Origin of the sequence: Mycobacterium sp. E740 (assembly GCF_001672895.1) — a bacterium.
GTDB lineage: Bacteria > Actinomycetota > Actinomycetes > Mycobacteriales > Mycobacteriaceae > Mycobacterium.
Window position 1 is genome coordinate 1 of record NZ_LZKP01000175.1, and the last position, 22,121, is coordinate 22,121.

General features: G+C 67.7%; 23 protein-coding genes and 2 pseudogenes. 10 read left to right on the forward strand and 15 right to left on the reverse strand.

What is annotated here, in order from left to right:
* Positions 1-460, reverse strand: a pseudogene (locus tag A5663_RS16925) (cytochrome P450); the annotation flags it as partial.
* A 101-nt stretch (positions 461-561) separates the two neighbouring features.
* On the opposite strand from A5663_RS16925, the pseudogene A5663_RS16930 reads away from it, so the two are divergent.
* Positions 562-1,467 (forward strand): annotated as a pseudogene (locus A5663_RS16930) (cytochrome P450); the annotation flags it as partial.
* 55 nt (positions 1,468-1,522) lie between these two features.
* A complete protein-coding gene (locus A5663_RS16935; RefSeq protein WP_068151496.1) occupies positions 1,523-2,629 on the forward strand; it encodes a hypothetical protein in 1,107 nt (368 codons plus the stop codon).
* Here A5663_RS16935 and A5663_RS16940 read toward each other — a convergent pair whose 3' ends face one another.
* The 3 genes from A5663_RS16940 to A5663_RS16950 all read right to left on the reverse strand — a co-directional run bounded on the left by A5663_RS16940 (position 2,630) and on the right by A5663_RS16950 (position 4,239).
* On the reverse strand, positions 2,630-3,328 hold the full coding sequence (locus A5663_RS16940) for an HAD family hydrolase (RefSeq protein WP_068151500.1): 699 nt from the start codon (positions 3,326-3,328) through the stop codon (positions 2,630-2,632).
* Complete coding sequence (locus A5663_RS16945) at positions 3,325-3,747, reverse strand: hypothetical protein (RefSeq protein ID WP_068151504.1); 423 nt, start codon at positions 3,745-3,747, stop codon at positions 3,325-3,327. The genes A5663_RS16940 and A5663_RS16945 overlap by 4 nt, the downstream gene beginning before the upstream one ends.
* Before the next feature lie 96 nt (positions 3,748-3,843).
* Complete coding sequence (locus tag A5663_RS16950) at positions 3,844-4,239, reverse strand: hypothetical protein (protein WP_068151507.1); 396 nt, start codon at positions 4,237-4,239, stop codon at positions 3,844-3,846.
* A 176-nt stretch (positions 4,240-4,415) separates the two neighbouring features.
* Here A5663_RS16950 and A5663_RS16955 point away from each other — a divergent pair, with 176 nt between their 5' ends.
* Positions 4,416-6,206, forward strand: coding sequence for an amidohydrolase family protein (locus tag A5663_RS16955; protein WP_082974204.1), 1,791 nt, complete (start codon positions 4,416-4,418; stop codon positions 6,204-6,206).
* A complete protein-coding gene (locus A5663_RS16960; protein ID WP_068151511.1) occupies positions 6,196-6,639 on the forward strand; it encodes a nuclear transport factor 2 family protein in 444 nt (147 codons plus the stop codon). The genes A5663_RS16955 and A5663_RS16960 overlap by 11 nt, the downstream gene beginning before the upstream one ends.
* 1 nt (position 6,640) lies before the next feature.
* On the opposite strand, the gene A5663_RS16965 is transcribed toward A5663_RS16960, so the two are convergent.
* The 4 genes from A5663_RS16965 to bfr form a co-directional block, all read right to left on the reverse strand.
* Entirely contained in the window at positions 6,641-7,996 is a 1,356-nt protein-coding gene (locus tag A5663_RS16965; protein ID WP_369816653.1) for a glutamine synthetase, read from the reverse strand.
* 30 nt (positions 7,997-8,026) lie between these two features.
* Positions 8,027-8,509, reverse strand: a complete 483-nt coding sequence (locus A5663_RS16970) for a carboxymuconolactone decarboxylase family protein (protein ID WP_068151518.1) — start codon at positions 8,507-8,509, stop codon at positions 8,027-8,029.
* Positions 8,510-8,541: 32 nt separating this feature from the next.
* Positions 8,542-10,590, reverse strand: coding sequence for an MDR family MFS transporter (locus A5663_RS16975; RefSeq protein ID WP_068151521.1), 2,049 nt, complete (start codon positions 10,588-10,590; stop codon positions 8,542-8,544).
* Between the two features lie 163 nt (positions 10,591-10,753).
* On the reverse strand, positions 10,754-11,239 hold the full coding sequence (gene bfr / locus A5663_RS16980) for a bacterioferritin (protein ID WP_068151531.1): 486 nt from the start codon (positions 11,237-11,239) through the stop codon (positions 10,754-10,756).
* A 241-nt stretch (positions 11,240-11,480) separates the two neighbouring features.
* Between bfr and A5663_RS16985 the strand changes: the two genes are divergently transcribed.
* Both A5663_RS16985 and A5663_RS16990 read left to right on the forward strand, forming a co-directional pair.
* On the forward strand, positions 11,481-12,113 hold the full coding sequence (locus A5663_RS16985) for a fatty-acid--CoA ligase (protein ID WP_068151533.1): 633 nt from the start codon (positions 11,481-11,483) through the stop codon (positions 12,111-12,113).
* A gap of 11 nt (positions 12,114-12,124) precedes the next feature.
* Complete coding sequence (locus A5663_RS16990) at positions 12,125-12,322, forward strand: bacterioferritin-associated ferredoxin (RefSeq protein WP_068151536.1); 198 nt, start codon at positions 12,125-12,127, stop codon at positions 12,320-12,322.
* Here the strand turns inward: A5663_RS16990 and A5663_RS16995 are convergent.
* The 5 genes from A5663_RS16995 to A5663_RS17015 are packed head-to-tail and all read right to left on the reverse strand — an operon-like array spanning position 12,312 to position 15,727.
* Positions 12,312-13,082 (reverse strand): enoyl-CoA hydratase/isomerase family protein, encoded by a 771-nt coding sequence (locus A5663_RS16995; RefSeq protein ID WP_068151538.1) that lies wholly within the window; start codon positions 13,080-13,082, stop codon positions 12,312-12,314. The two genes, A5663_RS16990 and A5663_RS16995, sit on opposite strands and share 11 nt — an antisense overlap.
* 16 nt (positions 13,083-13,098) lie before the next feature.
* The gene (locus tag A5663_RS17000; RefSeq protein ID WP_068151541.1) at positions 13,099-13,806 is read right to left on the reverse strand and encodes an EthD domain-containing protein; all 708 of its coding nucleotides are present in this window, start codon (positions 13,804-13,806) and stop codon (positions 13,099-13,101) included.
* A 27-nt stretch (positions 13,807-13,833) separates the two neighbouring features.
* On the reverse strand, positions 13,834-14,184 hold the full coding sequence (locus tag A5663_RS17005; RefSeq protein ID WP_068151543.1) for a thiocyanate hydrolase: 351 nt from the start codon (positions 14,182-14,184) through the stop codon (positions 13,834-13,836).
* On the reverse strand, positions 14,181-14,894 hold the full coding sequence (gene scnC, locus A5663_RS17010; RefSeq protein WP_068151544.1) for a thiocyanate hydrolase subunit gamma: 714 nt from the start codon (positions 14,892-14,894) through the stop codon (positions 14,181-14,183). Before scnC ends, A5663_RS17005 begins: the two co-directional genes overlap by 4 nt.
* Positions 14,891-15,727, reverse strand: coding sequence for an SH3-like domain-containing protein (locus A5663_RS17015; protein WP_068151631.1), 837 nt, complete (start codon positions 15,725-15,727; stop codon positions 14,891-14,893). Before A5663_RS17015 ends, scnC begins: the two co-directional genes overlap by 4 nt.
* Before the next feature lie 274 nt (positions 15,728-16,001).
* On the opposite strand from A5663_RS17015, the gene A5663_RS17020 reads away from it, so the two are divergent.
* Positions 16,002-17,990 carry an FUSC family protein gene (locus tag A5663_RS17020; protein WP_231976812.1) on the forward strand — a complete coding sequence of 663 codons (1,989 nt, stop codon included), beginning with the start codon at positions 16,002-16,004 and terminating at the stop codon, positions 17,988-17,990.
* Here A5663_RS17020 and A5663_RS17025 read toward each other — a convergent pair.
* On the reverse strand, positions 17,962-18,588 hold the full coding sequence (locus A5663_RS17025; RefSeq protein WP_068151550.1) for a PaaI family thioesterase: 627 nt from the start codon (positions 18,586-18,588) through the stop codon (positions 17,962-17,964). The two genes, A5663_RS17020 and A5663_RS17025, sit on opposite strands and share 29 nt — an antisense overlap.
* A 134-nt stretch (positions 18,589-18,722) precedes the next feature.
* On the opposite strand from A5663_RS17025, the gene A5663_RS17030 reads away from it, so the two are divergent.
* The 3 genes from A5663_RS17030 to A5663_RS17040 are packed head-to-tail and all read left to right on the forward strand — an operon-like array spanning position 18,723 to position 21,644.
* Positions 18,723-19,316: a TetR/AcrR family transcriptional regulator gene (locus A5663_RS17030; protein ID WP_068151555.1), complete on the forward strand. Its 594-nt coding sequence runs from the start codon at positions 18,723-18,725 to the stop codon at positions 19,314-19,316.
* Positions 19,309-20,367, forward strand: coding sequence for a hypothetical protein (locus A5663_RS17035; RefSeq protein WP_231976813.1), 1,059 nt, complete (start codon positions 19,309-19,311; stop codon positions 20,365-20,367). The genes A5663_RS17030 and A5663_RS17035 overlap by 8 nt, the downstream gene beginning before the upstream one ends.
* Positions 20,328-21,644 (forward strand): alpha-amylase family protein, encoded by a 1,317-nt coding sequence (locus A5663_RS17040; RefSeq protein ID WP_231976814.1) that lies wholly within the window; start codon positions 20,328-20,330, stop codon positions 21,642-21,644. The genes A5663_RS17035 and A5663_RS17040 overlap by 40 nt, the downstream gene beginning before the upstream one ends.
* Here A5663_RS17040 and A5663_RS17045 read toward each other — a convergent pair.
* Entirely contained in the window at positions 21,628-22,083 is a 456-nt protein-coding gene (locus A5663_RS17045; RefSeq protein WP_068151558.1) for a DUF1810 domain-containing protein, read from the reverse strand. The two genes, A5663_RS17040 and A5663_RS17045, sit on opposite strands and share 17 nt — an antisense overlap.
* Positions 22,084-22,121: the final 38 nt, after the last annotated feature.

The following is a 22,121-nucleotide window of genomic DNA, read 5'->3' on the forward strand; positions in this document are numbered from 1 at the left end:
GTTCGGCGATCATCGTCTCGACCAGGCGGCGGGCCCGGTCCCGCACCGACTCCTCGGTGCGCGCGACGACGCGCGGGGTGAACGCCCGGCTGACGATGTTGCGCAGCCGCAGGTGTCGGGGATCGTCCATCACGATCATCGAGCCGAAGTACTCCGACACCTCCGAGTTGGCGTCGTTGATCGTGATGCTCGGGCTCGAGCTGAAGATGTGCGGATGACGACTCGCATACCAGACGTCGTCGAACCTGGTGATCGCCCAGTGCCCGGGCCCCTCCTCGACGCCGGGCGTCTCCAGCGGCAGATGGAACGACACCGGCGCTTCACGTCGCAGCGTCGTGAATGCGCCGTCCCGGTACTCGTCGGGCTGCACCCAGAACTTCCACGAGCCCAGGTCGATGTCGGACAACGGGACCTCGGGCGGCGGGGCTCCGTTCACCCGAACCAGTGCAGCCTCTTGCATGCTCGGCGTCGCGGTATCCACCCTCCCGAGCGTAGGCCGGTGTCCGGCCGCAGAAGCGGAAATCGTTAGGACAATTGCCAGTTCATGTTCTCGGCGAACACCCGCGCGTCGTCGCGCGCACCGAGGAGTCGGTGCGGGACCGGGCCCGCCGCCTGGTCGAGACGATGATCGCCGAACATCCCGACGGCCACGGTGAAGTCGTCGCGGACCTGGCCGGCCCACTGCCGCTGCAGGTGATCTGCGACATGATGGGCATCCCGGAAGACGACCACCAGCAGATCTTTCACTGGACCAACGTGATCCTCGGTTTCGGGGACAAGGACATCGCGCAGGACTACGAGGAGTTCGTCAAGGTCGCGATGGACATCGGCGCCTATGCGACCGCTCATGCCGAAGACCGTCGGGCCAACCCGCAGGAAGACCTGACCACGGCCCTGGTGCAGGCCGAGGTGGACGGGGAACGGCTGACGTCGGCCGAGATCGCGTCGTTCTTCATCCTGCTGGTGGTCGCCGGCAACGAGACCACTCGCAACGCGATCAGCCACGGCGTCCTCGCGCTCACCCAGTACCCCGAGGAGCGGGCGCGCTGGTGGGCGGACTACGAAACGCTCGCGCCGACCGCGGTCGAGGAGATCGTCCGCTGGGCCTCTCCGGTGATCTACATGCGTCGCACGCTCACCGAGGATTGCGAGCTCAGCGGCGTCAAGATGGCCGCGGGCGACAAGGCGACGCTGTGGTACTGCTCTGCGAACCGTGACGAGAACCGGTTCGCCGACCCGTGGAGGTTCGACGTGGGACGCAGCCCCAACCCGCATGCCGGGTTCGGTGGCGGTGGCGCGCATTTCTGCCTGGGCGCGAACCTGGCGCGGCGCGAGATCAGCGTCGTCTTCGAGGAGCTGCATCGCCGGATACCCGACATCGCCGCGACCGAGGAACCGGCCATGTTGCTGTCGCCGTTCATCCACGGCATCAAGCGACTGCCGGTGTCCTGGACACCACCGCGCTGAGCGCCCGGTTCGCGGGCACGGGTGTCATCAGTCGCTCGACGGGTAACCAACGGCCATGCAACCCGAACACTTTCGCACCCTGCTGTCCTCGAACGGCCCCTACGCGTCGGTGTATTTCGACGATTCGCACAACACCGCCGACGCCGCCGCCCAGCTCGAGCTGAAGTGGCGGTCGTTGCGCGAGGAGCTCGAGCAGCAGGGCGCCGATCCCGGCGTCACGCAGAACATCGAGCAGGCCGTCCTCGACGCGACTCCGCCGGTGGGGCGCAGTGGTCGCGGTGTGATCGCGAGCATCGAGGGCGTCCTCGTCAACGAACATCTCATCCGGCCCATCGGGCCTGTCGTGCGCGTCTCGCCGCTGCCTTACATCGTTCCCGTGGTCGAACACGGCCTCGACCGGCCGACGTACGCGGTGGTGATCGTCGACCACGAGGGCGGTGACATCACGCTGTACCGCGACGGCACCTCGGTGTCGGACACGGTCGACGGCGACGCGTACCCGGTGCACAAGGCCTCGGGTGCGGAGTCACCGGGTTACGGCGATCCGCAGCGCAGCGCCGAGGGTGCGCGCCAACAGAACATCCGCGCCGTCGCGAACCGGCTCACCGCCTTGGTCGACGACGCCGCGCCCGAGGTCTTGTTCGTCGTCGGCGAGGTGCAGTCACGCACCGACCTGGTCGCGCAACTGCCCGAGCGGGCAACCGAGCTCGTCGTGGACGTCGCCGTCGGGGCGCGGCACAGCGGTTTCGACGACACGGACCTGCAGCACGCGATCTATCAGGAGTTCCAGCATCGCCGCCTGGCCGCGATCGACGACGCCGCACAGCGGTTCAGCGCGGAGCTCGGTCGCGGGGAGGGCTTGGCGACGGAAGGGCTCGACGGGGTGACCGCGGCGCTGCGGGCCGGCGCGGTCGAGACGCTGATCATCGGCGACGTCGGCGACCGGACAGTCGTGGCCGGCGACGACCTCATGACGATCGCGCCGAACGCCAACGTGCTGTCCGAACTCGGCACGGCCGCGAACCAGACGCTGCGCGCCGACGAGGCGCTGCCGATGGCGGCAATCGCGACGGGCGCCGCGCTGATCCGCACAGACGAGCGCATCGATCCGGCCGACGGCGTCGCCGCGGTCCTGCGCTACGCCCTGCCCGCTGAGCGTTGATCAACGAGAGCCGACGATATTGGCCAGTGCCGCGATCGGGGTGTCGTCGAGGTGCTGACAGAGATCGAGCGGATGCTCGAAAACTCTTTGCACACCGGCCGTTTCGAGTTCTGCGGGGGACACTCCCCCGCTCAGCACCCCGATGCTGTCCACGCCGGCGCGCCGGCACGCCTCCGCGTCCCACACCGTGTCACCCACGAAGACCGCGTGCGGAGCCGTCACGCCTGCACGCTTCAACGCGACGTTGACGATGTCGGGCTTCGGTTTCGCGGTGTCCACATCCTCCGAGGACGTCACCGCGGACACCAGGTGGTCGCAGTCGAGCACCTCGCGCAGGATGGTCAGTTCGTCCTCCGGCGCCGAGGTGGCCAGCACCACTTTCACGTCGAGCTTGTGCACCGCTTCGAGCAGTTCACGGGCGCCCGGTAACCGTCTGAGCATGGGTGTCAGCTCTTTGTAGTAGCGCGAGTGCAGATCGGACGCCTGCTCGCGCACGTCCGCGTCGGCGTCCCCGGCCAGCGTGTTGACCAGCGTCGTACCGTCCATGCCGATCGAACGGTGGATGCGCCAGGCCTCCACGGGCTGACCGGCCTCTTCGAACGCCCGGTACCAGGCGTGCACGTGCAGATAGTTCGAGTCGACCAGCGTGCCGTCGATGTCGAACAACACCGCCGACGCGGTCTGGGTCCGGCTGGTCACGAACGGTGCTGCTCCGGCGCCCGGGTGTCGGTGGGCGTGCCGTCGGCTTCGGGCGGCACCGCGTCTGATCTGCCGCCCTTGGGATCGAGCGCGTCGGCGCGGGCGCGCTGCTCGTCGAGTTCGTCGCGCTGGCTGCTCACGGCGTCGTGGTGCGTACGGGCGGCGTCCTGCAGCCGGGCGGCTTCTGCGGCCTTCGCCTCGGCCTCGGCCTGTGCGGCGCGGGCCCGGGCCTCCGTTTCCTTGGCGACGGATTCTCGTTTGTCGACGTGCTGCGACTTCTGGTCGATCTCCGCTCGCAACCGTTGGGCCTCGACGCGCCGGCGCTTGGTGCGCGCGTTGCGGGCGAGGAACGCCACCAGAGCGATGAGGGCGATCACGACGATGGCGACGATGATCCACACGATGACGTTGTTGTTCATCTCGGCTCCTTCGGTCGGTCGAGCCGGCTCCTTGACGAACCCGCTGATTTCGCGGATGCCCGGAGGCGCTTGCGGCTAAACGGCGGCCGGCCGCCGCTACAGCGTCGCGGTCAGCGGCCCGACGGGCTGGCAGACCGGTTGCGGCGGATTGCCGGTCGTCGCGCACCCTCGGCCGGTGGCGACGTACGTCGCACCGGGCTGGTGCGGCGCGAAGTACACCTGCGCTGCCAACAAGCCGTTGTTCTGTTTGCACCGACCCGGGCCCGGGCTGCCCTGCAGTTGGACGCAGGCGACGGATTGATACGGGGTGGCGCCGTTGCAACCGGCCGGCGATACCGTCACGGCGACGAGGTCCGTGCCGGACACCTGCACGACGTGCGGCGGAGACAGTGTGTAGGAGCACGGCGGCGCGGGGTCGGCGTTCGCCACGGCCGAGATCGAAAGACAACTCAGGGTGACGGTGAAGACGGCGACCATCAGCGACCTGATCATCCTCAGATCCTACTGTTGGCCGACCGACCGTGTCTGCACAGCGACGCGCCGCGTTTCGGCGTGCGGATGGGGTCACTCGCGGCGGGTGAGAGCCCGTCGATCGCCTCAGTAGACAAATTCCGAAAAGTGTTCACGATTTTGTTGACACCAGTCAACACGCACTGTTCTATGGCGTGGTGAGCTACGACACGATCATCCGCAACGGGCGCTGGTTCGACGGCACCGGCGCTCCGTCGGCGGTGCGCAACCTCGGCATCCGGGACGGCCGCGTCGTCGCGGTGAGCGCCGACGACCTCGACGCGACCGACTGCTCCCAGGTCATCGACGCGACTGGCAAGTGGGTGCTGCCGGGCATGCTCGACATCCACACGCACTACGACGTCGAGGTCCTCGACGGCCCCGCGCTCTCAGAGTCCCTGCGGCACGGCGTGACGACCGTGATGCTCGGTTCCTGCTCGCTGTCGACGGTGCACGCCGACGCCACCGACGCCGGGGACATCTTCGGCCGGGTCGAAGCGATCCCCCGTGACTACGTGATCGGCGCGGTCGAGCAGCACAAGACCTGGACGAACTGCGAGGAGTACATCGACGCCCTCGAGGCGCGGCCGCTCGGCCCCAACGTCGCGGCGTTCATCGGGCATTCCGACATGCGCGCGGCGGTCATGGGCCTGGACCGCGCCACCCGCAAGGACGTTCGCCCCACCAAGGGCGAACAAGCGCAGATGGAGCGCTGGCTCGCGGACGCCCTGAAGGCGGGCTTCGTCGGAATGTCCTCGCAGCAGCTGCTTTTCGACAAGCTCGACGGCGACGTCTGCCGGTCGCGGACGCTTCCGTCGACGTATGCCAAACCGCGGGAGCTGCGGCGGTTGAAGTCGCTGCTGCGCCGCGCCGGCCGGGTGCTGCAGTCGGGTCCCGACATCCAGAACCCACTCAACCTCGGCTCGCAGTTGGTGCAGTCGCTCGGCTTGTTCCGCAACCCGCTCAAGACCAGCCTGCTCTCGGCGGCCGACGTGAAATCCAACCCGTACACCATCCATGCCCTCGGCCCGGCCGCGCGGTTGGTGAACAGGCTCGGCGGCAACTTCCGGTGGCAGCACCTGCCGGTCCCGTTCGAGGTCTACGCCGACGGTATCGACCTCGTCGTCTTCGAGGAGTTCGGCGCGGGCGCGGCGGCCCTGCACATGCGCGACGAGGTCGAGCGCAACGAGTTGATGCGCGACGAGGCGTACCGGCGCCGGTTCCGCAAGGAGTACGAGAGCAAGCTCGGGATCCGCGTGTGGCAGCGCGACTTCTTCGATGCCGAGATCGTCGCCTGCCCGGATGAGTCGGTCGTCGGTAAGTCGTTCGGGCGGGTCGGGCAGGACCGCGGCGGGTTGCACCCGGTCGACGCGTTCCTCGACCTGGTGCTCGAGCACGGCAGGGCGCTGCGCTGGCGGACCACGATCTCCAACCATCGGCCCGAGGTGCTGCGAAAGCTCGCTCGCGACAGCGGAATTCAGATGGGCTTCTCCGACGCCGGGGCCCACCTGCGCAACATGGCGTTCTACAACATGGGCCTGCGCCTGCTGCGTCACGTCCGCGACGCAGAGCAGGCCGGCAGACCTTTCATGACCGTGGAACAGGCGGTGCACCGGGTCACCGGAGAGCTGGCCGACTGGTACCGCATCGACGCGGGGCATCTGCGCGTCGGGGACCGCGCCGACGTCGTTGTGATCGACCCCGCCCGGCTCGACGAGTCGCTGGACGGTTACGCCGAAGCGGCTGTCGACCAATACGGCGGGCTGTCGCGCATGGTCAACCGCAACGACGACACGGTGAGCGCCGTCTTCGTCGGCGGACGTGCAGTGTTCCTCGACGGCGCCCCCACCGAACTGGTCGGCAACCGGCGGACCGGGCGGTTCCTGCGTGCGGCGCACAGGGCGCCGGCCCCCGCTCACCAGGAAGGTGAATTGACCAGTGTCAGTTGAGGATACGGTGCTCGGCATGTGGAAGGCGCTCTCGGCGCGGGACTGGGAGTCGGTCAAGACGTTCCTGGCCGAGGACTGCATCTACCTCGACATGCCGGTGGGCCCGACGGCGGCGGCGCGTGGGCCGGAGGACATCGTCAAACGGTTGAAGATCGGGCTCGAGCCGCTGGCCTCCTACGAGAACTTCAACGGTCTGATGGTCGACAACGGCGCGGACGTGATGTACGAGCATCACGAGGAATGGCATTGGCGCACCGGCGAATCCGCGGTACTCCAGTTCGTCAGCGTGCACCGCGTCCAGGACGGCAAGATCACCTTGTGGAAGGACTACTGGGACATGGGGGCGCTGGCCAACCATGCGCCGCCGACGTGGATGGAGGACTTCGCGAACGCCGACATGTCGTGGGTCTTCGACGCGACCGGCCTGGTCTGAGTCAGACGCTCCACGCCAACCGGAACTTGTCCGCGACTTCCTCGGGGCTCAGGTTGCCGAAGTTGTCGTGTTCGTAGCGGCGCACTGCCACGATGGCGTCCACAGCAGCGTCGCCGAGAATCCCACGCATCAGCGCTGACCCGGCCAGCACGTCGAGCGCTTCTTCCTGCTTTGCATGCAACAGCACGGTGCCGGAGCGTTCGCGCTCGTCGTCCGACAACGTCGCGGGGTCGACGGTCGTCTCCGGCGGCAGTGGCTGTTGGCGCTCGATCCCGTCCAACGCGAGTCCGAGGATGGCGGCGGTCGCGAAGTAGGGGTTCGCCGACGGGTCGGTGACCTTGACCTCGATGTTCGCCCCGTGCGGGTTGCTCGGGCCGCCGAACACGTATCGCACTGAGGCTTCGCGGTTTTCGGTGCCCCAGCAGACGTATGCGCCGGCCCAGTGTCCCGGTTGCATCCGTTGACCGGACAGCACGGAACCGGCCAGCACGCCTTGCGCCTCGGGCAAGCCGGCGACCAGGCCGGCGATCGCCGACTCGCCGGCCGGGGTCATTCCGTTGACGCCCGTGCCGTCGGAGAACAGCGGCGTCTCCCCTCGCTTCATCGAGAAGTGTTGATGCGCACCGGATCCGACACTGTCCGCGAACGGCACCGGCGACAGGCTGACGCGCATACCGCACTGCCGCGCCACCCTGGCCACGATGATCCGCATCAGCACCAGCGCGTCGGCGGCTGCTACAGGCGGCAGCGGAGCTAAAGAAATCTCGAACTGGTTCGCCCCGTATTCGGGGTGAAACTGCTCGATCGCGATCCCCGAAGCGGTCGCGGCGTTGGTGACGTCGCGTACGAACCCCTCGAACTCCAGCACACCGGCGAGCCCGTACTGCGCCCACAAATGCGACGGCAGGCGGCTGCCGTCGGGACCGACGAGGACGAACTCCATCTCGTGGCCGACGACGGTGCTCAGCCCCTCATCCGACAGCCGGTCCTGAAGCCGGGACAACGCGCCTCGGCTGCAGTACGGGTCGGGTGACCCGTCCTGGTTGAAGAAAGCTGCTGGCGCCCAAGCCAATCCATTGCCGAGGATACGCAGGGCGCTCAAGTCGATGCGGACCCGCTGATCGCCCACGGGGGTGATCGCGTCGCTGAACACGATGCCGGTCTGGTCGATCGCGAAGGCGTGCCACACCGGGCTCGCACCCAGGCCGGGATCGGCGAAAGCGCCCATGCGGCGCAACGGAACGGTCTTCGCCTGCGTCAGCCCGGCCGGGTTGACGACCGTGCCGATCAGGGTCGCGACGCCATCAGCCTCGAGCTGGGCGATCGCCGCGGCGGCGAGCGGTTTGGCGGGGTTCACGAGAGCCATTGTGCGCGGCCGCGCGGCGACTCACAGCGTGATCTTGCAGCTTTGCCCGATATCGAGCGTGCGCAGCATCCGGCCCATGCCCAGCCACATCGCGCACGACAGCGCCAGGTCGGTGAGCAGTTCGTCGGAGAACTGATCGCGACAGCGCTGCCAGAAATCCTCGTCGTCGCGCAAGCCGGTGTGGTCGGTGGCGAAGCGTTCGGCGAACTCCGCGGCGATCCGCTCCTGCGCGCTGTAACCCGGCCAGGTCTGCCACTGCGCGGCGTGGTCGTAGAGGTCCTCGTCGACGCCGGCCGCCGACCCCTTGGAGTCGCGGACGTTCTGGCAGACCACGCATTCGTTGTTCAACGCGATCACCATCCGGGCGAGTTCGCGCACACGAAGGGGCAGTCGGTTCTTGGTGTAGACCGCGTTGCTGAAACCCGCCATCGCGACGCCGATGTCCGGTGACTTCACCGCCCAGGCCGCAGCATCGTCGTCGGCGAAGTCCCCAATTCGACTCATGACGGCAGCGTACGCCGTGACTGCACGCTGTTTCAGCCCGCGGTGACCAGCTGCGCGCGGTCGTCGCTCCAATCGCGCTGCACGAGCATGCGGTGGGCGATTCGCTCTAGCGCCGCCTCGACCTGCAGCCGGTCCGGACGGCCCTCGAACGACGGCGAGGTGGCCAGCTTCTCGACGATGCGGCCGACGATGGCGGTGGAGATCGCGTCGACCTGCCTGATGCCCTCCTGGGTGAGCCACAGGCGTCCACCGGTACGCAGTGCGAGTCCGCGGTGCACGAGATCGTCGAAGGCGGGCTCGATGACCTCATGGGGCACCCGCAGCCGTTCGGCGATGTCGGTGAGCGTCGCGGAGCCGAACACCTGGTTCTGCCGGTAGATCTGGAGCAGCGCCCACATCTGGCAGACGTCGAGTTCGCAGCCGGGTTGTGCGGCCAGCGCTCGCAACCGGATGTCGGGTGAGTCGCGGAACAGCCGACCGACGGCCACTTCGAGGATCTTCTCCGGCGATTCGGTGCCCGGCATCCCGAAGCCCTCGCCGAGGTCCGAGGCCGAGATCGTCTCCACTTCGCGCAGTCGCACCTCCTTGAGGAACAGCGATACGACGAAGCCGACAAGCGCGACCGGTACCGCGCACAGGAACACCCGGCCGAGCGAGTCCGCGTACGCGTCGATGATCGGCGCGGCCATGTCGGGCCCCAACATGTGCAGCGCCTGAGGCGATTCCGCGGCGCGCGGCGGCGCGCCTGCCGCGATCAAGGCGGGGCCGATGCGGGCCGCCAGGAAGTTGGCGAAGAGGCTGCCGAAAATGGCTGCCCCGAAAGAACTTCCGATGGTCCGGAAGAACGTGACCCCTGACGTCGCCACACCGAGGTCGGCGAAGCTCGACGTGTTCTGGACGACCAGCACGAGGACCTGCATGCACAGGCCGATGCCCGCACCGAGGACGAACAGGTACAGCGACTGCTGCCAGGTGGGTGTTGCGGCGTCCATACCGGACAGCAACCAGAATGCGACGGCCATGGTCGCGGTGCCGGCGATCGGGAAGATCCGGTATCTGCCGGTGCGCCCGACGATCTGGCCGCTGCCGACGGACGTGATGAGCATGCCGGCGACCATCGGAAGCGTGCGCAGGCCCGACGTCGTCGCCGAGACACCGTCGACGAACTGCATGAACGTCGGCAGGAAGGTCAGCGCTCCGAGCATCGCGAACCCGACGATAAAGCCGAGCACGCAACACACGGTGAACACCGGGCTGGCGAACAGCCGGATCGGCAGGATCGGTTCGGCCGCACGGAGTTCCACCCGGACGAAGATCGCGAGCGCGACAGCCGAGCCGGCGAACAGCGCGATGATCACGCCGGACGACCACGGATAGGTGCTGCCGCCCCAACTGGTCGCCAACGTGAGCCCGGACGCCGCGAGACCGATGAACAGGATGCCGGCGTAGTCGATCACCGCGCGCCCGGTCTTGGCCAGCGACGGGATGGCCGCGGCACCGACCGCGAGCACGACGAGCGCGACGGGAACGTTGATCCAGAACGCCCAGCGCCAGGTGAGGTGGTCGGTGAAGAACCCGCCGAGCAGCGGGCCGATCACCGTGGTGACACCGAACACCGCGCCGAGTGCGCCTTGGTAGCGGCCGCGGTCCCGTAGCGGGATGACCTCACCGATGACCGCCATCGCCGTCACCATGATGGCGCCGCCGCCGATGCCCTGCAGGGCGCGCGACGCCACCAGCGCTGTCATCGTCCCGGCCATGCCGCACAACACCGACCCGGCGAGGAAGAACAGCACCGACACCTGGAACACCGCTTTGCGGCCGAAGAGGTCGCCGAGCTTGCCCACCACCGCGGTGACGATCGTCGAGGCGAGCAGGTAGCTGGTCACCACCCAGGACTGGTGACCGGCGCCGCCGAGGTCGGCCACCACGGTCGGCAGCGCGGTCGCGACGATCGTCTGGTCGAGTGCGGCCAGCAGCATGCCGAGCAGTACCGCGACGAAGACGACGTTGCGCCGCTGCGTGCCGATCATCGTGTTGCCCGAATCCCGGCTCACGTCAGACGCAGTTTGATCCGTCATGTCTCCCTCCCGCGGTCGAACCTTCCACAGCCATATCGTTAGTCAGGCTAGGAAAGTTACGCGCCGGGACAGGATTGCCGCCGCGAGCGTGCGCAAAACGCTGATTCTGAGCGGCGTGTCATCTACAGACGCGCACGCTCGCGGCGAAAAGGGGAGGGAGCCGCTAGAGCGAGGTCGGCGGGCGCGACACGCACTGCGCCGCGTAGAGCTCGTCGCCGAGCTTGTCCATCAGCTGAAGCTGGGTCTCCAGGTAGTCGATGTGGTCTTCCTCGTTGCCCAGGATCTTCTCCAGCAGATTCGCCGAGGTGGCGTCGCCCTTCTCGCGGCACATGATGATGCCCGGGCGCAGGCGCTCGACCACCTCGTACTCGATCGCCAAGTCGGCCTCGAACTGCTCACGCAGGGTCTGGCCGATCCGCAGCGAGAACAACCGCTGATAATTGGGCAGGCCGTCGAGGAGCAGAATTCGATTGGTTATGTCCTCCGCATGATTCATTTCCTCGAAGGACTCTTTGCGCGTGTATTCGGCGAGTTCGGTGAAGCCCCAATTCGCCTGCATCTTGGAATGCAGGAAATACTGGTTGATCGCTGTGAGTTCGCTTGTCAACTGCTCGTTGAGCAGTTTCAGGACGTCCGGATCGCCTTGCATGGTCGCTCCTAGGCACTTGAGGGCTGGTCAGAAGACGCTGTCGCGCGCGCAGCGTCCAACCTAGTCCAGTTACCCTCGACAAGCTCGCTTTATCGCTTGCGCGAGGCGTGTTTTCGGCGCAATGACGAGCCTCGCCGCCGACTCGCGACCGATATCGGGACCCTACTCTGGACTGCCTAGGCTAAGTAAGGTTAGACTGCGCTAACCGTTGACCGAGGCCCGAGGCGGACAGGAAGAATCGATGAGTCAGTACGACCTGCACTCGTTGATTCTTGCGTGCGACTTTCGCGTCGCCGACGTCGAGCGAATGTGGAAATGGCTCAAGAAGCGCCGCGACGAATTGCAATCAATAGGCGCTCATCATGTCGTCGTCTACACCTCCATTTGGGAGGCGAACCGCGTCCTGGTGACGATCGGAATTCGCAATGCCCGGTCCATTCGCGACGTCCTGCGTTCGTCGGGCGTCTTCAAATGGTTCGACGTCGCCGGGGTCGACGACATCCCGCCGATCTTCGGTGGCGAAGTTGTCGAGAAGATCGACCTGTACGCCCCCTCCCCCGCCGACCACGTCGGTCGGGTAGTCGTCGGCGTCATGTCGTCCGTCGAGGACGTCTCGAGGCTGATGGTCAAGGTGCACGACGGCCTCGAGCGCTTCAAGCGCGGCGGGGTGCGCAAGATCTGGGTCTACCGTGCCCTCGATGACGGTCAGGAAGTGATGATCCTGCAGGAGATCGAGGACGAGGACGCGGCCAGACAGTGGCTCGACCATCCGGACGCGGCCGCGGAGTGGATGTCGAACGTGGGCCTCGGCGCCTATCCGACCCAGTTCGTCGGGCGGTTCGCCCACTTGATGAGCGTCGGCGAGCAGGGCTGACGGGGACGCCGATGTTTGTCTGCCTGTGCATGGGGATCACCAGTCACGACGTCACCGAATGCGTGGCGAACGGGGCGCGCACGTCGAAGCAGATCGCCGAGGCCTGCGGCGCGGGCGGCGACTGCGGGCGGTGCCGGCGCACACTCCGGGCGCTCATCGCCGCCCACAACGAGGTCGACAACGCGACACCCAGAGCGGTCAGTCGCTAGCCCGCTTACCGGTGAAGTCGGCCAGCGCACTGGCGTTCGCCGCGGTGCCCATCAACACCGCGAAATGTTCGTTCTCCCGTGCGGTCGCGGCGGTGACGGCCTCGCGCGTCGGCGCGGTGATCGTCTGCTTGACCGCCATCAGGCTTGTGATGGGCCGCGACGCGAGGATCGCTGCGTGGCGGCGCGCCTCGGCCAGCAGGTCCTCGGGCGCACAAACCTTCCATGCGAGCCCCATCCGCTGAGCTTCGACCGCGTCGACCCACTCCGACGACATCAGCAGCCAGGCGGCGTTCTGCCGGCCCATCAAGCGCGGCAGCAGGTACGACGACGCCGCCTCCGGCGCGACCCCGAGGCTGGTGAACGGCGTCTTCAGCCGTGCGGTGGACGACATGAAGACCAGGTCCGCATAGCCGAGAATCGTCGCACCGATCCCGACTCCGACTCCGTTGACGGCGCAGATCAACGGTTTCGGAAAGTCGGCGAGTGCGTCGATCATCGTCGTGAAGTGGCTGCCCTGTTCGTTGAACGCGGGATCGGTTATGCGCCTTTGCATCTCGTTGAGATCGTTGCCCGCGCTGAACGCTCTGCCCGCGCCGGTCAGCAGCACGACCGCCACCTCCGGATCGGCGGCGGCCGCCCGCAGCGCCTCTGCAGTTGTGCGGTACAGCTCGTCGTCGAACGCGTTGAGCACCTCGGGCCGATTCAGGGTCAGCGTGCGCACCCGGTTGTCGTCGGCGATCTTCAGGGTCGTTTCAGCCACGGCAGCAGCGTAGGCGTCACGGGGTGCCGTCGGCGAACGGCGTCCGGTAGACGTAGCGACTGGTGGGCACCGTGTCGACGTCGCGGTTGGCGCCGAACGCCGTTGTGCTGGTCACCATGCGTTCCATCCGGCTGCGCAACTCGTCGTCGTCGGCTGCGCCGAAGAACGCGTGCAGATCCGAGATCGCCGCTTCCGGGAAGAGTTCCTCGACGATCGCCGCGATCGCGGGTGCCGCGGGGGTCAGTGCGCGCACCACCGTGTTCTGGACGTAACCGAAGGTCGACTGGGTTTCGATGGCGACCGGCGTGTGATCGATGTGCCAGCGCGTCAGCCAGGTGGCTTCGTCCAACTCGGCGGGCCTGCGCAGCAACGCGACATTGGCGAAGCCCTCGGTGCGCTGTCCCGCAGCGGTTCTGGGCGGCGGGAGCGGCACCGACTCGGTGACGAGATAGCCGGCGACCTCGTCGGCCTCCTGTCGCAGCCGGGCGATCGCCGCGCTCACCTGCTCGCCGTAGGACTGCTGCGTCCACAGGCTGACGAACCCGACCACCGGCGGATCCAGCGTCGTCAGCGTCATCAGCGAGTCGCGCACCGGATCGTCGCGCACGTTGATGGCCAGCCCCGGTAGGCCCAACCCCAGCAGATCCGGCACGACGGATTCGCGTATCCGCACGCACCAGGCGTCATCGCCGGCTCCCCTGAGGGTGATGATCACTTTCTCCACGACGGTGAACTTAACCCGCCGGGACGCTCAGGCCTCCAGCCGTGCGCGGATACTGGCGAGCCGTTGCCGGAGTTCGGCTTCGTCGATGACGCCGCGCGCCATCAGCGAATGGGCCAGTGACACCAACTGGTTCTCCGGGTAAGGCAGATTCACATAGACCGTCGCCGACAACTCGTCCTCCTCGTCGCGGCGCTCCTTGAAGTCCGGGACCTCTGCGTCGCAGGAGGCACGATCCAGTGCGTCGCACATGCCGTCGAGGCTGGTCTTCCACGGCGGCACCGGGTTTGTCACCCCGTACTTCTCGGCCATCCGGGACCAGACCTGGTTGCGCTCGACGATCTCGGCGAGCGGTTCCGGAACGGCGGCTGTGTCATTCATGCTTCTGGTACCGGGTGAACGGCCGGGCGGGTGTCGATGATGACGTTGGTGGTCACGCCCGCCTTGGGCAGCGCGACCCCGATCAAGCAGTCGCGGGTGATGATCTCGGCGAGTTGGCTCTCGGTCCAGTCCTCGGTCCCCGGCGGGCGCATCGGCATCACCATGAAGCGGTGCTTCTGGTTGGAATCCTGTACCCGGACCGTGATCTCGTCGGGCAGGTAGAGCCCGAACTCCGCCAGCACCTGACGCGGCCAGCGGACCATGCGCCTGCGGTAGTTGGGGGTCCGGTACCACTCCGGTGAATTGCCGAGGATCGGGCGCGGATAGCAGGAGCACAACGCGCACACGATCACGTTGTGCAGTGTCGGGGTGTCGGCGAGTATCTCGAAAGCTGTGAAGTCGCTGGGTGTTCCGAAACCTGTCGGTTCCATCCAGTCGACGCCCACTTCCTTGCTGGCGGTCATCGGTTCGGCCAGCGCCAGCTCCTTGAACTCGGGATCCAGCCACGCCCGGGCGACGAGCGTGGCAGCCGGCGTGGGCCCGATCTGCTCGGCGAACTCGGTGAAGCGGCGATGCTCCTCTGCGGTGAATATGCCCTTCTCGATACACAGTTCACGCAAGGCGATCTCGAGGACCTCGAAGTCGGTGATCTCGTCGACCATCGGTGCGACGGTGCGGTCGTGATCGTGGTCGTGACCGTGGTCGGTCATGAGGCGGCCTCCAGCCAGTGCTCGGGGATCTCGGTCTGTATGACATCGTCGTCGGTGCCGGTGTAGCCGTGCCACAACTCGGACATGTTGAACCGCACGACGTAGAACCATTCGGGTTTCGCCGGGCGGTCCCACGTCTCGTCCTCGGCCGCCGGGCTCTCGTAGGCGACGGTCGCGATCTCGCCCTTGGCGCCCCGTACATATTCCGGCGTTCGGGTGTAGAAGATCACCGGCAGCTCCCGGACCACCACGGCGTCACCGACTTTGAACTTCGGCTCGCCGGCCTGCCCGGCATACACCTGCGGGTCGCCTTTACCGACCGCGTGCTTGTGATGGGCGTTGCGCTTGACCTGCGACCCGTCACCTTCGGACTTCGGTTTCGCTTCCAGCGTCCTACCTGCCAACCCGCCTTCGTACCGAGCCTTGACGTCGGCCATCCGTTCGCTCAGTTCGGTCAAGCCGATGTGGTGCTTTTCGACCAGCACCCGTGCCACGGCCAGCAGCCAGCGGCCGTAGTACGGCAGGCCCAGGTATTCGGCCCTGCCCACATCGACGTTGCCGATCCTGCGGCGTTCCTCCGAGAGCCAGATGCCGCGCCAGGCAAGCACCTCGCAGATGACGTATGTCATGTGCTCCCAGAGCTCGTACTCCTTGTTCTCGTACTTCATCGGCGCATCCGGTTCCCCGCCGACGTCGTGTACGGGTTTGAGGTAGGCGGTGATCCGGTCGTGATCGAGGAGGTCCGGCGTCGGCGCGTCCGGCAGTTCCGGATAGGCCGATTTCAGCCGGGCCACCAGATCGAGTTGCGCTGCTCGCTCCGCCGCCGTGCTCATGACGATTCCCTTCGTTTGCCGCGGCCGATCGACCATCGACGTTCGCGGATTCGCTCGGTGGTTGCCGCCCGACAGCTGACCTTAACGCCGAACCCGGTTCGGTGCGGGCAATTCGAGTCAGCGACCGGGAGCAGCCCGGGCTGCCGGCTTTGCGGTGTGCCACATGATGTTTGAGACAACGCGGTTGCTGCTGTACGCAGTCGCCGGTGCGACGCCACAGAATCGGCGCGTGTACTGCACCGGTGATGAGCCCGGGAGGCGGCAGAATGGACCGGTGAGCACCGTCAGCCGGGTCGTGGATGCCTTGCGGCCGAACGCGGCTGACGTGGGGGCGGCGGCCCGGAGCCTGCTCGGGGTTTTGACAGTGGCCGCGATCGCGCTGCTGTGGGACTCGGGGGCGACGGCGGTGTGGGCGGCGAGCGCCGCCGCGGTGGCCGGTGCCGTCGCTCTGCAGGACAGTCCCGGCGGCCGGATCGCCCGGGTGCTCGTGGTGGCCGCGGAGATGGGCGCAGCGGTTCTCCTCGGGTCGTTGGCCTCATCGTTCGACGTGGTGTTCGTAGTCGTCGTCGGGCTGTGGTGCTTCGGTGCGGGGCTGCAGTGGGCGGTCGGGCGCAACGCCGGCCTGGTCGCAGCCGCCGGCGGCGCGTTGCTTGTGATCGCGCCGCCGCTGGCGCCGACGACGGCCTCGGTGTTGGCCGCCACTCTGCTGACGATCGCCGGCGGTGCTCTGCAAGCGGGGTTGATCGCCGTCTGGCCGCCACGGCGCTGGCGCACTCAACGCCACGCGCTGACCGATGCGTACCGCGCGTTGGCGGCGAACGCCCGTGACGTCGCGGACGATGCGGACACCCCCGCCGATGCGACGCTGAAGCCGTCGTTGCGCGATGCGTTCGTCGACACGCAGGCGAGCCGTCATCCCGAGGCCTACCGCGGCGGGCATCGGTTGCCGGAGCGGATCATGGCGACGTTGCGCATGCTGCGCGATGTGCCCGACGCCCGGCGCGAAGAGGTGTCGCGCATGCTGGCGGCCGGTGCCGACGTCCTCGACGCGATCGCCGATCACAGCCGCACCGCCAGACGGAGCGCCGAACACGGCCTGGTGCGGCTGGAGGTCGCGGTATCGGCGGGCGGCAGTCCCGAAGATGCCGGGGTGAAACGGCTTTCGCAACAACTGCACGAAGCGGCGCAACTGCGCTTTCCCGACCTGTACCGGCCCGACCTGATCAGCCCGTTGCACTCGGCCCGCGACACGGTGCGGGCGCACATGACGGTGAACTCGCCGATCCTGCGGCACGCCGTCCGGTTGTCGGTTGCGGTCGCGATCGGCGCGGTCGCCGACCGGTTCGCGCCGATCGCATTCGGTTTCTGGATTCCGCTGACGGTGTTGATGGTGTTGCGTCCCGAGACTGCGCACACCTACACGCGTTGCGTCGGCCGGTTGGCCGGCATTGCCGTGGGGATCGTCGTCGCCTCGGTGATCGTGCTGCTGCTGCACCCCACCGGGCTGTTCGGCGCCGTACTGGCCACGCTGTGCTTCGCGGCGACGTATGCGGCGACGCGCACCGGCTACGTCGCCACCAGCGCGACCCTGTCGGCGGCCGTCGTGTTCCTCCTCGAGATCGACGCCGCCACTGCCGGTGCGACGCTCGAGGACCGGCTGTTCTCGGTCGTCCTCGGCGGCGGGCTCGCGGTCGGCGCCCACGTCATGCTTCCCGACCACGCGCTGACCAGGTTGCATCATCGGGCCGGCGAACTGCTCAAGACCGAGATCGACTATGCCGCAACGATTGTCCGCGCGTACGTCCATCGCATCGACCGTCCGGCCGATGCTGTGTCGTCGGCGTGGCAACACGCCTACCGCGCCCGCGCCGGCTTCGAAGCCGCATCCGGCGCCACCCGGATGGACTCCCGGGAGCTGCGCCGGTGGCTGCGTTCCTACCGCACCGCGCTCAATGCCGTCACCATCTCCTGCACGGCTCTGGAGAACAACCTGCCCACTCATCCGCCGGCGTCGCTGACTCCCGAATTCGTCGCTGCCGTCGACGACTTCGTCGACGCCCTGCGCGGAGCCCCGCCGCATCCGGGAACGCCGTGGACCGTCGACCTGGCTGCACTGACTGCCGCTAACCAGCAGGTGCGCGACCGGGCGGCCGGGCTCACCGGAGACGACGCGGCCGCGCGGGTTCTGGTCGCAGAGATAACGTCGATCACCCGCAGCCTGTCCGGCATCGGCGCTATTCCCGAGCCCACCTCGGCGCAATGAAGACACCCTCGGCCACCACCGTCACACCCTCGTCGTCGGCGAGCTGGCCGGTCGCGAAGGACTTGACGCCCTCGGCCCTGGTGATCGTGGCCTCCGCGTGCAGCCTGCCGAGGCGGGTCGGGCGTAGATAACGCAGCGTGATGGTGCCGGTGAACCGGGGACTCGCCGAGTTCGCCGCGACCTCACCGAGCACGTGGTCGAGGATCAGCGCGGAGACGCCACCGTGCACGTGCCCCGGTGGGCCCTCGTAGGCGGCGCCGAGCTCGAAGGCGGTGTGGACGCGTCCGTCCGGATCGCGCTCGATTGTCAACGGCGGCGCGACCGGGTTGCGGATTCCGATCACCGGATTGCCCCAGGGCAGCCGGTCACCGCCGGTGGTATAGCGCACCCCGAAGGCCCCGTCGAGCTGACGGGTGCGCAGAAGTGCTGTGGCGCTGTCGATCTGCGCGCGAACCGCGTCCACCGTCTCGGCATCGACCTCCGTGCGGATGGTGGCGTCGATCAGCGCCCGGACCGACTCGGCGAGCGGCTGATAGACGCCGCGCAGCCGCTCGATCTCCGCTGCGGAGACGTCGCCGATGTCGGTGAACTCCACCACGCATGCACTAGAACACGTTCCAAAGCGGGTTGTCGAATCGCCGGCGAGACGCCCGCCACAAGGGGGCCACACACCGCAGAGGATTACGTCCAGGATCGTGGGCATGTGTCTACGAAGTGCTTTAAGCTGCTCGCATGGCAGCCCGCGCACACAGCGCCGATCCTCGTGCGGAACGAGTTCGCGCCCGCCTTCGCGAGGCGGCGTTCGCGCTCGCGCATGAGCAGCCGGTCGACCGACTGACCGTTGGTGACATCGTCGCCCGCGCCCGCGTCAGCAGGCAGGTGTTCTATCAGCACTTCACCGACCGCGACGACGCCGTCGCCAACGCCGTCACCACCGCGTTCGCCACGGCGACGACTGACCTCGGTGGCGACGTACGTGCCCGTATCGCGCGGTTGTTCGACTTCGTCGCCGAACACCGTGCGATGTACCGCAACGTGGTATTCAGCGCGGTGGCACCGCGCGTGATCACCGCCTTTCGCGCCGTGCTCCTGCCGCTCTGCGAGGAGATCAGCGCCGACGCGATGCCTGCGGTCACGCAGATCGCCGGAGTTGCACCCGAAGCGGTCACCCGCTTCCTGGTCGGCGGCTTCACCGAGGTGCTGCGGTCCTGGATGGAAGACCCGGACTCCACCGACCTCGGCGATCGCGTGCGGGCCGCACTGGACACCGTAAACGCCTTGCTCGGCGTACCTGAACATTCGAAAGGTCCACACAACAATGGGTAGACACCACGCCATCGAGCGCCCCCCGGCCCGCGATCGCACGGCCCTGCGCATGACCGCGCTGGCGCTGCTGGCGATGACGTTCGTCGTCATCGCGATGATCGCCAGCTACTCCGGCGCATTCGCCAAGCCGACGCTGCACAACCTGACTGTCGCCGTCGCCGGCCCCGAGCAACTCGTCGACGGCATCCGCGCCCAGGAGGCGTTGACGGTCAACGAAGTTCACGATTCAGTTGCCGCTCGCCAGCAGGTCTACGAACGCCACGCCGACGCGGCGTTCACTGTTGAACCCCCCGGCGCGATGACGATCTATGTCGCGGGCGGCGGTGGTCGCAGTGTCGCTTCGGCGGCACAAACCGTCGGCGAGGCGGTCGCGGCGAAGGCCGGTCTGCGTGCCGTGGTCGAGGACGTCGCGGCGCCGTCGGCCGGCGATCCCTCCGGCACGGTCGAGTTCTACGTGATCATCTTCATCTCCCTCGGCGCCTCGGCGGCGGCCGCCGTGCTCGGCAGGTTCATGGGCGCCGTCCGCACGCCGGCCACGTTCGCGCTGCGCACAGCGTCGCTGGCCGGCTATTCGGCGCTGTTGGCCGGTGGCGTCACGCTCTACGTCGACGCCGTCCTCGGCGCGCTCGTCGGGCACACCTGGCAGGTGTTCGGCGCGCTGTGGGTGTACTCGATGGCGGTGGCCGGCGCGATCACCGGTGTGGCGGCGGCGTTCGGCTCCGCTGCCTCGCTCGCGCTGACCGGATTCTTCGTGATCGTCGGCAACGCCGCGGCGGCCGGTCCGGTGGGCCTTCCGCTGCTGTCGTCGTTCTATTCGACCTTCAACGCGATAGTGCCTCAGGGCTCGGGTGTTTCGTTGCTGCGCAGCGTGGTCTACTTCGGCGGCAACGGGGCGCAGACTCCGCTGTTGACCCTCGCGCTGTGGGGCGCGGCGGGGTGCCTGTTCGCGGTCGTCGCCACCGCTGTGCGGCTGAAATATCGTGCGGTGCGCCGATCCGTAGACTTCGACACGTGGCCATCAGCGACGACGATCTCGCCCGCGATGCGGTAGCCGCTGAGCCGCGCTGGGTCGAGCACGTCATCTGGTGGCACATCTACCCGCTCGGCTTCGTCGGCGCATACCCGGCGCAGCCCGCACCGGGCCCCGGTGAGCACCGGTTGCGGCGCATCGTCGACTGGCTCGACCACGCGATATCGCTCGGCGCGTCGGGTATCGCGCTCGGGCCGGTCTTCTCGTCGCGCACTCATGGATATGACACCACCGACCACTTCCGCATCGACCCGCGGCTCGGTGACGACGAGGACTTCGACGCGCTCGTGAGCGAGGCACGGCGCCGCGGATTACGTATCCTGCTCGACGGCGTCTTCAACCATGTCGGCCCCGATTTCGCCCACACCGCATGGCTTCGCCGGCGTGGCAACGACTTTGAGACATTCGAGGGCCACGGCGACCTCGTCGCGCTCGACCACGACAACCCGCAGGTAGAGGACTACGTCGTCGACGTGATGACCCACTGGCTGCGGCGCGGCGCCGACGGCTGGCGCCTCGACGCCGCCTACGCCGTCCCCGACCGATTCTGGGCCCGCGTGCTGCCCCGGGTGCGCGAACAGTTTGCCGACGCGTACTTCCTGGCCGAGATCATCCACGGCGACTACGCGCAGCGGGTGCGCGCGTCGAGCTTCGACTCGGTCACCCAGTACGAGCTGTGGAAGGCGGTCTGGAGCAGCCTCAACGACGGCAACTTCCATGAGCTGGACTGGGCGCTGGTGCGGCACAACGAGTTTCTGGATACGTTCGTCCCCACGACGTTCGTCGGCAATCACGACGTCACCCGAATCGCCAGCCGACTCGACGACATCCGGCACCTCGAGCATGCGTTGGTGCTGCAGATGACGACCGGAGGAACGCCGACCGTGTACGCCGGTGACGAATTCGCTTACCGCGCGGTCAAAGAGGAGCGGTTCGGCGGCGACGACGCGGTGCGCCCGGAGTTCGGCGCCCCACCGGTGAGCGTCGACCCACTCGGTGCGGACGTGCTCCGGCTGCACCGGTACCTGATCGGGCTGCGCCGACGGCACCCGTGGCTGCACACGGCGCGCACGTCGTCGCTGTTGCTGACCAACCGCCAGTACGTCTACCAGACGCGAGCGGGGGCCGAGACGCTGATCGTCGCGCTCAACATCGACGACAAGGCCTTGTCGATCTCGTTGCCAGAACTCGGGTTCGGCCGAGGCGAGATCCTCGCGGGCTCGGGAGCGCCGCCGGCAGATGTCGTCAACGCCACCGAGGTCGGCCCGCACGGCTGGCAGATCATCGCCCCCCGCTGAGCCGTTCGACGGTCAGCGGGTCCGGTTCGCCGTCGTAGTACTTGGTCAGCACCGCACGGAACACGGCCCCGGCCTCGAGGTCGCCCGCCGCGCGGCTGAACAACGTCATCGACGACCGCACCTTGAGGTTGTCCGGCCAGCCGAACAGATCCTCGGCCGACGGCTGCGCGCTGTGCGCGACCAGGTGCGCGCACTCCCCGAGCCGCCGGCCCAGCACGTCGTGACCGAGGTAGGCGCGCGCCTCGTCCAGCGACGAGATGCCGTAGCGCTGCGCCAGCTCGCTTCTGCCGAGCCCGCGCAACTGTGGGAACACGAACCAGATCCAGTGGCTGCGTTTGCAGCCGGCGCGCAGTTCCGCCAGCACTGTGTCGTATACGCGCGCTTGCGCATCGACGAAGCGCTGTAGGTCGAACGGGTCGCCGGATTTGTCGTTAGCCATCTCCGCCAAGTCTGACAAGCTACGCTGTGCGATTCAAT